This is a genomic window from Bradyrhizobium sp. AUGA SZCCT0176 (assembly GCF_018130145.1).
Taxonomy (GTDB): Bacteria; Pseudomonadota; Alphaproteobacteria; order Rhizobiales; family Xanthobacteraceae; genus Bradyrhizobium.
In genome coordinates this window covers 819,671-833,651 of the sequence record NZ_JAFCMB010000001.1, presented here as the reverse complement: position 1 = coordinate 833,651, position 13,981 = coordinate 819,671, and the positions used below count along the sequence as shown (strand labels likewise).

Here is a 13,981-nt window from a genome sequence, read left to right as displayed (position 1 = left end):
ACGAACCGACAGGGGTCCGTGCCGCGTCTGTACCGGTTGATCGCAGCTCGCATAATGGGATTGAGTTTGGTCGCTTCTCTTGGGATCGGCACCGCCGATGCGCATGACCCGATGCGACCAGAACTCAACACGTGGTTCAAACGAATGGGTTATCAGCGGCGGCCCGCATCGCGCGAGGAGGGATGAGCGCCGGATTGCCGCGCGACTAGTCGAATGGCTTGATCAATTGCGGTGTAGAATTCTTGAGATGCAACGAGGTAGCGTATCGAGATGAAAGAGCTATCGCCAGTCAACGACAGCCTTCTGAGGCAGCGCCTCACCGAGCTCGACTCGATAGCGAGCTGGGAGCCGCATATTCTTTCGGGCCTTGAGAGATTTATCCGCACCGCCGGCGACTATGATCTCTTTCGCGTCAATCCTGTCCAATACGCGGCTGCTACCGGCCTAAGTGAGGTCGAAGGAATTGAGCTGTTTGTGCACGCCGCGAAGGTGGGCCTGTTCGAGATGCAGTGGCTGCTCACCTGCGCCTATTGCCCGCAGGTCGCAGGCAGCTTTCGAGAGCTAGACCAGGTTCACCCACGTTTCCAGTGCGAGTTCTGCAACGCGCTCAACGATGTGACGCTAGACGACTACATCCAGGTCACCTTTACGGTCTCGAATGCCGTCCGCGATATCGTATTTCGTCATCCTGAGATGCTGTCCGTGGAGGACTACTACCTGCGTTATAACTTCTCCAAGGGCTTCAAGCCTCCGCACGGAATGACGCACGAGCAACTCGTCGCAGCACTCTCGCGGGGATTTGCCGACATCGAGGCTGACCAGCAGAGGAGCTTCGAATTTGACGTGACGGCCGGCCGTTTCGAGGTGCTCGATCTCAGTCACAAGCTACTTTTGGTTTTCTTCGCGAACGGTGAACCGGCAGAACCCCAAGGGACGCAGGTCCGGCTCGAGTCGGGTCGGTTCACAGTTCCGGATCGGCCTACTGGGCCGAGAGAAATGGTACTTGGCGATGGGCGCTTTGCGTTTCGACAGACGGCCGATCTTAGCCCAGGCAAGCACATCATTCAGATTGAGAACCGCACGAGCGATCGCGGCCGCTTCTGGTTCCTCCAGTACCCTTACCAGTTCGAGCCGCATCTGGTCGAGTATGAGCCGTTTCTTTCCGGTAGGCGGCTGCTGCTCACTCCGTGCTTCGGCGAACTCTACAAGACACAATTGGTGGATGAGCGGGAGAGCCTGGCAGTCTCCGACATTACCTATCTGTTCACCGATCTAAAGGACTCCACTCCGTTGTATGAAAGCGTTGGCGACGTGAATGCCTATTTTCTCGTGCGTCAGCACTTCGACATCTTGAACAAGATCATTCGGGAGCGATCTGGCATCATGGTCAAGACGATCGGGGATGCAGTCATGGCTGGCTTCGAGCGTCCGCAGGACGCCGTTCTTGCCTCCATCGAGATGGTCGAAGAACTGTCACGGTTCAACCAAACCGCTTCACGGCCGCTCGGCCTTAAGGTCGGTGTGCACAGAGGCAGAGCCATCGCCGTAAGGCTCAACGACCGGATTGATTACTTCGGGCAGGACGTGAACATCGCCGCCCGCGTGCAAGGTCTCGCCGGCGTCAACGAAGTTTGCCTGACAGAAGCGGTAATGGAAGCGCCCGGCGTCAGTGACATCGTCAAAGGACGACCGGCATCGCGCGACTACGAGAACTTGAAGGGTATCGGCCAGAAGATGGAAATTTATCGGATTGAAATCTCTCCGGCGTAGAGATGAACGACCGCTGGCCTCCGCTTCGCGGCAGGCCTATCTGCTGCCAGACCGACAGACCGATTGTCGGCGTTAGGTTAAAGCGCCAATTCGCCGCTGCGGTCATTTCCGTTCTGAACCGTCAATAACCCATGATGACGTTCAACTTTCCACACGTTAATTGAGCCACGCAATCGGTTCGACGCGATGTCTAAAAGTGCCGACTGTCTCCCGTATTAGGCGCGTGGCTCACGCAAATTCAGAGTTGCTCACGCGCTAATCAGTCCCAGGTCCGCTCCGGGTCAAAAGCGTCGTTCTAGTCGCCGCTAGTCACTTCCGGTCTGCCCCGACAGACGGACGATTGGGGGCCCGCCCATGGGCAATCGCGTGGGCTTGATCCTTGGGGCGGTCCAATCGCGTACCACCCTATTTTCATGTGTGCTATCTGGTTGGGTAGCAAGATGGTAGCAGGAGAAGCCGATCATGACTGACGATCAGGTCAATCTCGTCGTTCAGCACCTTTGCGAGCAATTGCACTTGGCGCTCCGATTGAAGGACAGCGAGGCACATCCACCAAACGCCAAGGAAATTGGATTTGATCCTGCCTCTGTGAGAACTGTATTGCTGACCGGGTTGCGTTCGGCGGGTGTCACGACCCACCACGAGGCAGCCGGGGCGAGCAAAGAGCCGCCGTGGTCCTAAAAGAAAAACGCGGGACAGAAGCCCCGCCAATGTCTCAGTTGGGTCAAACCCGGAAATCACGGCGCGCACTGAGGAAGTCCGCTTTGCCCTCAAGAACACACATGGTCCGCCTAGCCTGTCAGGTCAGATAAGTGCCACAAACGGACTCATGATTCACCGTGCGCTTTCGCGCAGCGTATGCGAGTTAGATTAGAAACTGGCGTACATCAAAACGGGCAGGACGCCTTGCCCTTTTCGGCTCGAGGTGACGGTCCTGGACACGCCCGTGTTCGTCGGCGTAGCGCTCCCAGTCACTCGACGCTGCTCAGCCGCCTCGACCGAAAAATCAATTCTCAAATATCAAACCATAGAGAGCTATGCGCCGCTAGCGAGAATGTCGGAGCTAATTGCGTTCCGACCGCAGGGCTGATCCCTCTCCGAAAGATTTCAGAGCCCGTGGCCGGGGATCAATTCGGAGACGTAAGCAAGCTATTTTCTCAGAGCAGATCAGCTTTCGCGCGGTTCGCAGTCCGGCCGTTTAGACTTCTCCCCGGAGACCAGAATGATATGCTGCGACGCGACCGCATAGTGGGTCAGCTTGAGTTTGTGGTGGAGTAATCACATGCCCATTAAACCGCCCGCTACAGAATGGGACCTGATTCGCGCCCGTCAGATTGAGCGCTCGTGGACGCCCTTTTTTTTAAAGCCGCTCTCTAGCGCTGAAGCTGAGATCGTTACTAGGGCAATTGCGCAGGGCATCGCGTTGGGTCGCCAACAGGGTTTAGAGCTAGCGAAGGCTCCGCATGACTGTCCATCCCAAGCACATTTGGGGACTATCGCGAAAGCCGCTCGTTAAGAAAACCGCTTTGCACGGTCCTCAAAAGCAGATCAGGCCTGACGTCCGATGTGGCTCATTTTCGGAAGTCGGCGCCTGCTCGGTGTGGTCCGCATTACCCCGGCAAACGGACATCATCGGCTCGGCAATCAAGGTCCGAGAAGTGCCAGAAGCGTTTTGCCCGACGGCCAACGCCAGGCATTTTCCGCAGCGTCGTTTGACTCACCATACGTAACAACACGCCAGTGTTTTCCCGTCGGGCAAGCGCGGGGCATCTCGCGCGATACCGCGCCTCACTGCGGCACTCGCAGCTCGATGCCGTAGCGGGCATAGATCCGCGCGATGGTGCCGTCGGCGAGCAGAGTCTCGATCGCCGCATCGACACGCGCGCGCAGCTGGTCGTCAGGGCGAAGCAGCCCGGCGGCAATATTCCAGTTCAAATCCTGATCGTCGCCGAACGCCGGAATCAGGCGCAGCGGCTTGTCGGCGTGCTGCTGGTTGAACCAGCCGACCGTCATCGGGGTGACGGCGGCTGCCTCGATCTCGCGATTGGCGAGCGCCGCAACGATATCGTCCTCGAAGGCGAACGGAGATGTGGCCGCGCCGCCCTTGGCGAGCGTCATCGAGACCACCGAGCCGACCGGTACCCCGACCCGCTGATCGGGACCGAGACCGGCCAGCGACGAAGCCTGTGAATCGCCGCGCACCGCGAGCACGACGCCGCTGCGATGGTAAGGACGCGACGTCCGCACACCGCCGGCGGGCGGCGTATCCTTGCGGGCGATGACGTCGAGCACGAGGTCGCAGTCGGCGCGGCGATACTGGATCGCGCTGATCACCCACTCCCGCGTCAGCTTGACCCCGAGTTGCTCGGCAATTTTTTCGCCGAGTTCAATCTGAAATCCCGGGACCGGTCCGGACTTGCTGGCAAACGGCAGCGCGTTGGAGCTGGCGCAGAGCGTCAACGCACCGCGCTCGATGACGGCTTCCAGCGAGCGGGCATCCGCCGGCGCGTTCCAGAGCATCAGCAACGCGAGACTTGCCGCATATCGGGCCAAGCGACGCGGGCCGCTCGCCACGTCGCTCGAGAGCGCGCTAGTCATCAAGCCCTCTGATGTAGGCCAGGATCGCTATGATCTGGCCGTCACTGAACACCGAACCATAGGCGGGCATGGCGCCGACCTTGCCCTTCTTGATGCGCTCGACGAGGTATTCATCGCTGCGCTCGGACTTCGACAGCTTCGGACCCCTGCCCGCATGGCGGCCGCCCTCCTGGTGACAGAAGCCGCAGGTGGTGGCGAACATTTTCCCACCCTCGATGTCATCAGGCGAGGCTTCGGCTTGCGGCAGCGGATTTGCAGCCTGTTGGGCAAAAGCGGCGGTCGACAGAAATGGCCAGATGATGGCCGAAACAACTAGCAACGGTATTCGCATTCCATCATCCGTATTGATCGCAGGGCGACAATGTATTGATCGCAAGAGCGACAACGTATTGATCGCAAGGGCGGCAGGGCCTTGACCGCGAGGGCGGCAAGGAGATCCCTGCCGCCCCGCGCCACCATCACTGTCTGAGTGCGTAGACAATCAGAGCACCGGTATTCTTCGACATGCTCTTGAAGGGCTCGCCATAGAGCGCGACGAACTCATCGGCCACCAGGCTGCCCCAGCCCGCCGGTACGGCGACGTACTGCTTGCCACCGGCCATGTAGCTGATGATGCCGGCATTATGTCCCATGCCGTTGTTGCGCGACCAGAGCTCTTCACCGGTGTCGGCATTGTAGGCGTGCACGATGCCTTCGGCGTCCGGCACGAATACCAGATTGCCCGCGGTGGCCAGAACGCTGGCGAGCGGCGGTTGCTTGTAGGCGACCTCCCACTTCTTGGCACCGGTGACAGGATCACGGGCGCTGAGATGACCCCGGGCCGGCCCGTCCGGCGGCGCCACAATCTTGAACGTGGCGCCGATGTTGAGCTGGGCCATCGGCTCCAGGATCGGCGTGGTCTTCTCGACGCTCATCTCCATGCACCACTCCTGCCCGATCCGGTAGAACAGCCCGTTCTTGGGGCTGTAGGCGCCGGAGTTCCAGCTGATGCCGCCGGCGATGGCCGGGCACAATGGCGGGTCCACCTTGCCTTCGACGAGGTCGCGGCGACCGATCAGTTCACCGGTCTTCGGATCGATGCTCTTGACGAAGTTGATGTTCTTTACCAGCGCCCAGACGTTCTCGACCTTGGCGTTGGACCGATCATAGACAAAGACGTATCCGCTCTTGTTGGCGTGCACGACGAGCTTCTTGCCGCCACGCTCCAGCATGACGAACTCGCCCACGGAAGAGTCGAAGTCCCAGGCATCGTGCGGCAGCTCCTGATGATAGAATTTGAGCTTGCCGGTATCGGGATCGAGCGCGATGACCGATGTCGTGTAGAGATTGTCGCCCGGCCGCGGCCCGCTCTTCTTCCAGTCCGCGCCCGACCAGTCGTAGAGCGGCGCCGGGTTGGCAGTGCCCCACCACACCGAATTGGTTTCCGGGTCATAGGTTCCGGGCATCCAGCCGCCGCCACCACCGGTCCGCCAGGACTCGCCGCCCCAGGTCTTCATGGCCTCTTCGGTCCCGGCCACCGTGAAGAACTCCCATTTCTTCTGGCCGGTCTTGCCGTCCACGCCGAAGATCGGTCCGCGACCGGTCCACTCGCCGCCCTGCGCACCAATGATCACCATGTCCTTGACCACCAGCGGCGCGCCGGTGAAGCCGACGGTCACCTTCTTGGAATCCAGCAGCTTGGTGTCCCACACCGATTTGCCGGTCTTCAGATCGAGCGCGATCAGGCGCCCGTCGACGGTGCCGACATAGAGGTTGCCGCCTCCGATGGCGATGCCGCGATTGTACGGCGAGTGCGTCTGCTTGGCGACCAGCTCCTCGTCGAGCTCCGGCGCATAGGCCCAGATCGTCTTGCCGGTCGCGCCGTCCAGCGCGTAGACACGGCTGTAGGAGCCCGAATAGTACAGCACGCCGTCAAGGGCCAGCGGCGTTGACTGCAGGCCGCGGGTGGCTCGTTCCGGAAAATGCATCCAGGCGACTTCGAGATTCTTGACGTTGCCGGCGTTAATCTGCTCGAGGCCGCTGTAATGGTAGGACTTGTAGGTGCCGTGATAGGTCGGCCAGTCGTTCATGGCCGCCTCGGCATTCAGCGAAGCAGCGTTCTGGGCGCGCGTCGGCGAGACGCTGACCAGCGCCGCCACCGCCAGCGCGGCGCAGCCGACAACAGATCGTCCGTAGAAAGTCATCTGCATCCTCCCTTTGTGTTTGTTTATTGGGCCGAAATTCGTCGCGACGCTTGCAGGAAGTTCTGGTGTCAAAGCCTCATGGGGTCGGCAGTTCGAGATGGATGGCATGGACCGGCGGGACTACCGTCGTGAGACGGCAGCACTTCATGCCGCCTCACTGAGAGGCGGGCAGAGGTCCGGGCGAAGGATTGTGTTCGAGGCGGGGACGATTTCAGTGCAGCGCGGCACACGCGGTCATTGCCGGGGCTTGCCTGCCCCACACGGTCCCCGGCGACGTCGGTGCGGTGCACCATGACATGTCCCTCGATGCGCCACGCCATTAGCTACCGGATTGTTGTTTTTTTGTGGAGCACCGCCAGGTTTGGCAACCCCAAGCTGAATTGCCTGATCACTCCGGCAGGCGCAGCGCGAGCGGGCAGCGACAAAGCTGCGCAAGGGCGTCGGGCTGGGTCGTCAGCCGCGCGCGCTATGCCATCTCTTTTGCAGTGACGGCTTGCAGTCGTTCGGACACAGCCTGGTGAGGCGCTCGATGGCGTCGAGATCGTCGAGGACGGGACGCGCAAACCGTGACATGGCGGCAGGTCCGAAAAGTGCCGGAACGAGACCCGGGCACCTGCGGCAACGCATAAAAAGAAAAACGAGGTTACTCGATCACCTCGTCGGCGCGGCCGAGCAGCGACAGGGGCATGGTGAGGCCGAGCGCTTTGGCGGTCTTCAGGTTCACGACCATCTCTACTTTCGTGACTTGCACGACCGGCAACTCCGCAACTTTCTGGCCCTTCAGAATCCGTCCCACATAGGCGCCGGCCTGGCCATGAGATTCGGCCACGCTGCCGCCATAACTCATGAGGCCGCCAGCAGCGGCGAACTCGCGTGACTGATGGACAGCAGCCACTCGATCGCGAAGCGTGAGTGCGGCAAGTTGTTCACTGCGGGTCACAAAAGACGCATCGTTGGCTATCACAAGTCCGCCGGCGCCAAGTTTGCCGAATGCCGAAAAGGCCTCACCGAAATCACTCTCCTTGCTGGCATGCAGGACGTGCAGATCGCATCCGAGGGTTCTGGCCGCTGTTCGCAAGTCCGCTACGACCGCCTCGGCGTTTTTCGGATTGCTTGGGTTGACCAGCACCGCGAAGCTGCCTGCGGTGGGCGCGACTTCGTGTAGCAGTTGGAGCCGCTTCGCCGCGATCGCCCAATTTAGCGACGTTACACCGGTTATGTTGTCTTCCGGCCGGCTCAGCCCGGCGACCAATCCGGCAGCAACCGGGTCTGCGCCGATTTCGAAAACGATCGGAATCGTCCGCGTTGCCGCTTTGGCGGCGAGCGCAGAAGGCACACTTCCGGGCGCCACGATTACGCTGACCTGAAGGCTAACCAGTTCAGCCGCAAGCGCCGGAAGCCGATCGTTGCGACCTTCTGCCCAACGATATTCGATCGTTACGTTGCGGCCTTCATCGAAGCCGGTCGAGCGCAGGCCGCGCCGAAATGCCTCCAGGCGACTTGCAAAGCGGGCCGCCGATTCCGCGCCGAGATATCCGATCACGGGTATCGCCGGCTGCGCGCGCGCCATGATCGGCAATGCCACGGCACCACCGAGTAGACCGAGAAATTTCCGCCGCGTCATGCTGGCCCTCAGGTTCGGAGCCCTCAGGTTCTCGACGGTATCGTACCATTCTTTATGGGCAATCTGATAGGGTCACCAGAGATGAACCATGTCCGTTCCGGGTCATTCGCGGACCAAGGCATGATCCCGAGCGATGCCCGATCCACCATCGCTATCGGGCATCGGCAGCGCATTGTCAGTGAGCATTCGTCACTCAAACCCCGGCCGCGGCACCAAATTCATCAGCATGTTGGCGTAGCCGCCGTCGACGGTGATCTCGTCGCCATTGACGTAGGACGAGCGGTCGCTGGCCAGATAAAGGATGGCGTCCGCGATATCCTGCGGCATGCCGACCCGCCGTAACGGCACCACCGCGGAGCGGCGTTCGGTGACGCCGGGCGTATCGTAGAACGCCTGGCTCATCGGCGTGATCACCATGCCGGGGCTGACGACGTTGCTGCGGATGCCTGCCGGGCCCCATTCGCTGGCGAGCTGGCGCGAGAGCATAATGACGCCGGCCTTGCTGACACTGTAGGCGCCGCTCTGGCCCTGCGCATGGCTGCCGGCGATCGACGACACGTGAACGATGCTGCCGCGCCCGGATTTTCGCATCTGCCGGCCAAAGCTTTGCGCACAGAGGAAGTAGCCGGTGAGATTCACCGACAGCACGGCGTTCCATTCGGCCAGCGTCAGATTCTCAAGGCCACCCGGCCGCAGCACTGCGGCGGTGTTGACGAGAACGCCGCATGGCCCGAGCGATTGCTCGACCGCCTCGGACACGCCGGCAACGCTCTCGGCATTCGCGGTGTCGCAGCGCCCGACGAAATGCCCGGCTCCAAACTGGCGCAGCTCACTGCGCGTGGTTTCAAGGCCGCGCTCATCGAGGTCAATGGCGGCGACGCGGGCGCCGGCCTGCGCAAGGCTGAGCGCCGTGGCGCGGCCGATGCCGCCGCCTCCGCCCGTCACCACGCACACGCGGCCTGTCAGGCCAAGCCAATCGGGTGGATTTTGTCCGGTCATGATGGCCCTCGTTTCCTGCTGTGATTTTTTTCTATTTGCGAAATTTCCTTATGGCCGCGGCGGCATAACGTCGCCGCCGCGACCTGGTCGTAGGATGGGTAGAGCGAAGCGAAACCCATCAATCACTTGCGACTAGGTGAGATGATGGGTTTCGCTTGCGCTCTACCCATCCTACGATTCACCCCGTAATCCCCGCGGCGACCTGGCCGCGCAGCCGCTCCAGGCTGTGCAGGGTATTGGCGCAGGCTTCGGCGACTTCGATGCCCTTGATGACGAAATGCTTGCGGAAGAAATCGTGGTGCACGGCGCTTTCGTGGAATTGCTGCGGCGTCAGCACCGCCGAGAAGATCGGCACTTCGGTTTTCAGCTGCACCTCCATCAGCGCCTTGATCACGGTGTCGGCGACGAATTCGTGGCGGTAGATGCCGCCATCGACCACCAGCCCCGCCGCCACGATCGCGGTGTAGCGCCGCGTCTTGGCGAGCAGCTGCGCATGCAGGGGTATCTCGAACGAGCCCGGCACCTCGAACAGATCGACCTGCGCGCGCGAGATATGCCGCGCCTCGATCTCTTCGAGGAAGGCGATGCGGCATTCCTCGACCACGTCGCGGTGCCAGGACGCCTGCACGAAGGCGACCCGCTGCGGCTTGACGAAACGCGGATGCACGGGCGCCGGCGGGCGCTCGGGCGTGTCGGGAACGCTGTTGCGTTCGGGAACCCTAATCTCGGATTCCACTGTTTGGGCTTCTTGGATTTGGGCTTCAGGCTCTTGCAACATCTGATTCATGGCTTTCCTCTTTCAGGACCAGAATCAGGGCACACGGAACGACGATTGACCCACGCAAACGCGCGGGCCGCCGCAACCGTTCTCTTTCATCCGGACTTTAACCGTCGGCTTCGGAATCACACCGAATCTGCTGACCCTTCTTCCCCGTGGAAGTCCGAGAAGAAGGCGCTCGCGGGCTTGGGCTACGTCACCCTTACCGCCGGTGGGGATTTTCACCCCGCCCTGAGAACATCGGCCGCCCGGAATGGACGACCTGTCGGCAAATATGACCAAAGGCCGCGGCATCGGCAAGCACCATCAGCACCGGGAATCTGCATGATCCCCATGACGGCGGGACAGGGCAGGCTCCGCTTCTCCCTCTCCCCGCTCTTCGCGGGGAGAGGGTCGGGGTGAGGGGCTCTCTCCACGAATGCTTGTGCCAATTGAAAGACCTGTACCCCCTCACCCGGATTGCTCCGCAATCCGACCTCTCCCCGCAAGCGGGGCGAGGTAAACGAGCGAGCGCCGGCCACTTCGCATTCAACCTCAGGCCGCCTTTTGAGCCGCCTTGATCAGGTCGAGGATCGCCTCAAGCCGCGCGGTGACGTCGCTGGTTTCCAAGAGCTGCTGCCGCTGCTCGATGCTGACCGGCAGTAGCGGCGCGACGGTGTCGGCCAGCAGGCCGGGATCGCCGATGTCAGGAAGGTGGAGACGCGCCTGAAGCTGCGGCGGTACATTGGAGTAATCGACGTTGGCGAACATCCGGTAGGCGTCGAGGACGAGGCGCGACAACAGAACGGCCTTGTCGGTCTGGCCGTTGCTCTCCTCGATCGGTGCGATCTCGGCCGCCAGAAATTCTTCCGCGACGGGCTTGCGGACCGCGGCGCGTTCGAGGCCGGAGATCGCCAGCTTGAGCGTTCCGTCCGTCAGCGCCACGCGATTGATCACGTCAGCGGTAACGCCGACCGGATAGAGCGCATCCAGTTGCGGATCGTCGTCGGCCGAGCGGCGCTGCGTGACCACGAGCACGCGGCGGTCCGTCGCCAGCGCGCGCTCGATCGCGCGCCGGGTTTTTTCGCGCCCGACGAAAATCGGCGCGACCATCTGTGGAAACACCACGAGGTCCCGCATCGGCACGATCGGGATGCCCGCGCCTGCCGGGACGGTTATCGAATTTGTTGCCCCGGCCGGCATGAGCGGAGGCAGGCTCGACTCAATTCGCGCGGCGAGATGATTCCAGTCGGGCAGGCCCAACGTCCTGGCGACAAGTTCCAGGCTTTCGCTGTGGGTGAGAGAAACCGATTTGGCCTTGAGAGCCTCGCGCAACGAATGCGCCATAGCCTTGGCATCGCGAAAATCGCGCATGGGATAACTCCTCTGCATTGGCGAACAAGATGTGTCAGACGCTTGCGTTACTGACTCGTTCGCAGGGCAAAGGAGGCCTCGAACGGCTCGATACGTTCACCGTACCCTCGAAGGGGCGCAAGCAGCGGGTCGTATCCACCCTGTGGAAAAATATGCGCTCCGACAGAAGCGGCTGTCAATTCAGGTTAAGAAAAAATTAACCATTGTGGCGGGCCGGTGCTCTTCCGGTGGCGGCCGACTCCAATCCACAGAATCCGATTCCGATTTGTTCTCAAATTAATAGTTGTAACTGCGAAGAGCTGTGGACGGCCTGCGCATTGGCTGTGGACGGACTCCGGGGTCGGTTGCGCAGATTCCGCAAATCACATCACTTGAGCCGGCAAGCCCCGGGACGATCAAGAACAAGGTCAGGAACGATCAGGGGATTGCAGTCGGCCGCGACGCATCAGCTCCCGCGCGCGCCGGTCCCCGTTGTGCGTATCAACTCACGTGAAATGGCAAGGTCGAGACGGAATGTCCCTCCTCGAAGGCATTATCGATTCCCCGAACAACCCGCTCGCGGTTGTCGAGGACATCGCCAGCGACAATAACTGGGCGTATGAGCGTTCCGGCGAAGACGAAGTGACCATCGTCTCCAAGGGCGACTGGACCGACTATCAGCTCTCCTTTACCTGGATGGCCGAGATCGAGGCGCTGCATCTGGCCTGCGCCTTCGACATGAAGATTCCACCCGCGCGGCGGCCCGAGGTGCAGCGGCTGATCGCTGCGATCAACGAGCAATTGTGGATCGGCCATTTCGACATCTGGACCCATACCGGCATGATCATGTACCGACAGGCGCTGGTGCTGCCGAACGGCCTCACCGCCTCGACCGCGCAATGCGAAGCCATGCTGGTCGGCGCCATCCACGCCTGCGAACGCTATTACCCCGCGTTCCAGTTCGTGGTCTGGGCCGGCAAGACCGCCGCGGAAGCCATGAGCGCCGCGATGTTTGATACTGAGGGCGAGGCGTAGGCCACATTCCTTCCACATACTCAGTGTCGTCCCGGCCTTGAGCCGGGACCCATACGCCGTGACGTCAGCGCTCGGGCAAGACGCTTGTCGTGCCTTCCGCGCTTCACTAGAACCGGCTGTGGTTATGGGTCCCGGCCTTCGCCGGGACGACAGCGAATTCGTGGTGAGCACCTTGAGCACGACCAACGCACTGAAATCCCTCCACGGCACCATCGCGCTTGCGGGCGCCGGCAAGATGGGCGGCGCGATGCTGACCGGCTGGCTGGCGCAGGGGCTCGATCCCCAGCGCGTCGTGGTGATCGAGCCGCATCCCGCCAGCGAGATCAACGCGCTGGCGGCGCAAGGCATCCGGCTGAACCCAACGCCGAAGGATGTCGGCGAGGTCGATACGCTGGTGGTGGCGGTGAAGCCGCAATCGTTCCGCGAAGCCGGTGCGGCGCTGAAGGCGTTCACAGAATCGTCGACGCTGGTGGTCTCGATCATGGCGGGCACGCCGATTGCGGTGCTCGAAGCGATCGTCGGCGGCAGCGTGGTTCGCGCCATGCCGAACACGCCGGCCGCGATCGGCCGCGGCATCACGGTTGCGGTCGCGGCCAAGAAAGTCAGCGCCGCGCAGCGCACGATCGCCGACGCGCTGCTGCGCGCGACGGGCTCGGTCGAATGGGTCGACAAGGAAAGCCTGATGGACGCGGTGACGGCGGTGTCCGGCTCGGGGCCGGCTTACGTGTTCCTGCTCGCCGAAGAACTGGCGCGCGCCGGTGTTGCGGCTGGCCTGCCGGAGGAACTGGCGACCAAGCTCGCGCGCGAAACCGTCGCCGGCTCCGGCGAGCTGCTGCATCGCTCCGACCTGTCGTCGGCGACCTTGCGCCAGAACGTCACCTCGCCCGGCGGCACCACCGCGGCAGCGCTCGAAGTGCTGATGGGTTCTGACGGAATGCAGAAGCTGATGACGCGCGCGGTGGCCGCGGCAACGCAGCGCTCGAAGGACCTGGCGAAGTAGTCTTTACTGTCATTGGCGGGCACAGCCGCCTGAAGGACGGCGTCGCTTCCGCTCGCCTATGCCCGGCAATCCATCGTCTTCGATTAGACTCTTCCGAAGAGGGATGGATGCGCGGGTCAAGCCCGCGCATGACAAGCGAGCGCTCTACTTCACACCCAGCCGCTTATTAAACATCTCGACATTGACGAGGCCGCGGGCGTGGCGGCCGTCGCCGATCTTGCGCTCGCCTTCAAAGGCCTCAACCTCGAAGCGGATCACGCGGCGTTCCACCGCAACCACTTTCGCCGTGGTCCGCACCAATGAGCCGACCAGCGAAGCGCCGATATGGCGGATATCGACCTCGGTGCCGACCGTGATCCAGCCCGGCTGAAGATGGCCCCGGACGGCGTCACCCGATGCCATCTCCATTTCCAGGATCATCATCGGCGTCGCATAGACCATCGGCATATCAGGCACGAAATGCCCGACCGTGCGCTCCGGCGGCACCACCAGCGTGCGCTCGGCGCTCATCCCGATCTTTATGATTCCGCGTGCGTCCATGGGTGGCCCCGCTAAAACAACAAGCCGTCGTCCCGGACAAGCGAAGCGCGATCCGGGACCCATAACCACCGAACGTTGTTGCTGCGGAAGGTGTCAGCCACCTTGCTCCAACCGAGAGCACA

12 protein-coding genes and 1 riboswitch are annotated in these 13,981 nt (G+C 61.9%); of the genes, 4 read left to right on the top strand and 8 right to left on the bottom strand.

Annotation, left to right across the window (positions count from 1 at the left end):
* Positions 1 to 270: 270 nt before the first annotated feature.
* The gene (locus tag JQ600_RS03860; RefSeq protein WP_212489692.1) at positions 271 to 1,770 is read left to right on the top strand and encodes an adenylate/guanylate cyclase domain-containing protein; all 1,500 of its coding nucleotides are present in this window, start codon (positions 271 to 273) and stop codon (positions 1,768 to 1,770) included.
* A gap of 462 nt (positions 1,771 to 2,232) precedes the next feature.
* Entirely contained in the window at positions 2,233 to 2,451 is a 219-nt protein-coding gene (locus JQ600_RS03855; protein WP_212489691.1) for a hypothetical protein, read from the top strand.
* A 1,107-nt stretch (positions 2,452 to 3,558) separates the two neighbouring features.
* Here JQ600_RS03855 and JQ600_RS03850 read toward each other — a convergent pair.
* The 7 genes from JQ600_RS03850 to JQ600_RS03820 all read right to left on the bottom strand — a co-directional run bounded on the left by JQ600_RS03850 (position 3,559) and on the right by JQ600_RS03820 (position 11,305).
* Positions 3,559 to 4,368, bottom strand: a complete 810-nt coding sequence (locus tag JQ600_RS03850) for an ABC transporter substrate-binding protein (RefSeq protein WP_212489690.1) — start codon at positions 4,366 to 4,368, stop codon at positions 3,559 to 3,561.
* Positions 4,361 to 4,699 carry a cytochrome c gene (locus JQ600_RS03845; RefSeq protein WP_212269312.1) on the bottom strand — a complete coding sequence of 113 codons (339 nt, stop codon included), beginning with the start codon at positions 4,697 to 4,699 and terminating at the stop codon, positions 4,361 to 4,363. Before JQ600_RS03845 ends, JQ600_RS03850 begins: the two co-directional genes overlap by 8 nt.
* Before the next feature lie 127 nt (positions 4,700 to 4,826).
* Positions 4,827 to 6,551 carry a PQQ-binding-like beta-propeller repeat protein gene (locus JQ600_RS03840; RefSeq protein WP_212390396.1) on the bottom strand — a complete coding sequence of 575 codons (1,725 nt, stop codon included), beginning with the start codon at positions 6,549 to 6,551 and terminating at the stop codon, positions 4,827 to 4,829.
* Positions 6,552 to 7,194: 643 nt separating this feature from the next.
* On the bottom strand, positions 7,195 to 8,175 hold the full coding sequence (locus JQ600_RS03835) for an ABC transporter substrate-binding protein (protein ID WP_212489689.1): 981 nt from the start codon (positions 8,173 to 8,175) through the stop codon (positions 7,195 to 7,197).
* A gap of 189 nt (positions 8,176 to 8,364) precedes the next feature.
* On the bottom strand, positions 8,365 to 9,174 hold the full coding sequence (locus JQ600_RS03830) for an SDR family NAD(P)-dependent oxidoreductase (protein WP_212390394.1): 810 nt from the start codon (positions 9,172 to 9,174) through the stop codon (positions 8,365 to 8,367).
* Positions 9,175 to 9,352: 178 nt separating this feature from the next.
* Positions 9,353 to 9,961 carry a 6,7-dimethyl-8-ribityllumazine synthase gene (locus JQ600_RS03825; protein WP_212390393.1) on the bottom strand — a complete coding sequence of 203 codons (609 nt, stop codon included), beginning with the start codon at positions 9,959 to 9,961 and terminating at the stop codon, positions 9,353 to 9,355.
* A gap of 74 nt (positions 9,962 to 10,035) precedes the next feature.
* Positions 10,036 to 10,195: riboswitch (FMN riboswitch) on the bottom strand.
* A gap of 291 nt (positions 10,196 to 10,486) precedes the next feature.
* Complete coding sequence (locus tag JQ600_RS03820; RefSeq protein WP_212390392.1) at positions 10,487 to 11,305, bottom strand: LON peptidase substrate-binding domain-containing protein; 819 nt, start codon at positions 11,303 to 11,305, stop codon at positions 10,487 to 10,489.
* Positions 11,306 to 11,818: 513 nt separating this feature from the next.
* On the opposite strand from JQ600_RS03820, the gene JQ600_RS03815 reads away from it, so the two are divergent.
* Together JQ600_RS03815 and proC are read left to right on the top strand one after the other, a co-directional pair.
* A complete protein-coding gene (locus tag JQ600_RS03815; RefSeq protein ID WP_212034243.1) occupies positions 11,819 to 12,319 on the top strand; it encodes a YbjN domain-containing protein in 501 nt (166 codons plus the stop codon).
* Between the two features lie 124 nt (positions 12,320 to 12,443).
* Positions 12,444 to 13,319, top strand: a complete 876-nt coding sequence (gene proC, locus JQ600_RS03810) for a pyrroline-5-carboxylate reductase (protein WP_212390391.1) — start codon at positions 12,444 to 12,446, stop codon at positions 13,317 to 13,319.
* Positions 13,320 to 13,463: 144 nt separating this feature from the next.
* Here proC and JQ600_RS03805 read toward each other — a convergent pair whose 3' ends face one another.
* Positions 13,464 to 13,859: a thioesterase family protein gene (locus JQ600_RS03805; RefSeq protein WP_212390390.1), complete on the bottom strand. Its 396-nt coding sequence runs from the start codon at positions 13,857 to 13,859 to the stop codon at positions 13,464 to 13,466.
* Positions 13,860 to 13,981 lie beyond the last annotated feature (122 nt).

Coding starts and splice junctions, on each gene's coding strand:
- JQ600_RS03825 (WP_212390393.1), bottom strand. CDS start 9,961: ATGAATCAGATGTTGCAAGAGCCTGAAGCCCAAATCCAAGAAGCCCAA.
- JQ600_RS03850 (WP_212489690.1), bottom strand. CDS start 4,368: ATGACTAGCGCGCTCTCGAGCGACGTGGCGAGCGGCCCGCGTCGCTTG.
- JQ600_RS03805 (WP_212390390.1), bottom strand. CDS start 13,859: ATGGACGCACGCGGAATCATAAAGATCGGGATGAGCGCCGAGCGCACG.
- JQ600_RS03830 (WP_212390394.1), bottom strand. CDS start 9,174: ATGACCGGACAAAATCCACCCGATTGGCTTGGCCTGACAGGCCGCGTG.
- JQ600_RS03855 (WP_212489691.1), top strand. CDS start 2,233: ATGACTGACGATCAGGTCAATCTCGTCGTTCAGCACCTTTGCGAGCAA.
- JQ600_RS03820 (WP_212390392.1), bottom strand. CDS start 11,305: ATGCGCGATTTTCGCGATGCCAAGGCTATGGCGCATTCGTTGCGCGAG.
- JQ600_RS03815 (WP_212034243.1), top strand. CDS start 11,819: ATGTCCCTCCTCGAAGGCATTATCGATTCCCCGAACAACCCGCTCGCG.
- JQ600_RS03845 (WP_212269312.1), bottom strand. CDS start 4,699: ATGCGAATACCGTTGCTAGTTGTTTCGGCCATCATCTGGCCATTTCTG.
- JQ600_RS03835 (WP_212489689.1), bottom strand. CDS start 8,175: ATGACGCGGCGGAAATTTCTCGGTCTACTCGGTGGTGCCGTGGCATTG.
- JQ600_RS03860 (WP_212489692.1), top strand. CDS start 271: ATGAAAGAGCTATCGCCAGTCAACGACAGCCTTCTGAGGCAGCGCCTC.
- proC (WP_212390391.1), top strand. CDS start 12,444: ATGGGTCCCGGCCTTCGCCGGGACGACAGCGAATTCGTGGTGAGCACC.
- JQ600_RS03840 (WP_212390396.1), bottom strand. CDS start 6,551: ATGACTTTCTACGGACGATCTGTTGTCGGCTGCGCCGCGCTGGCGGTG.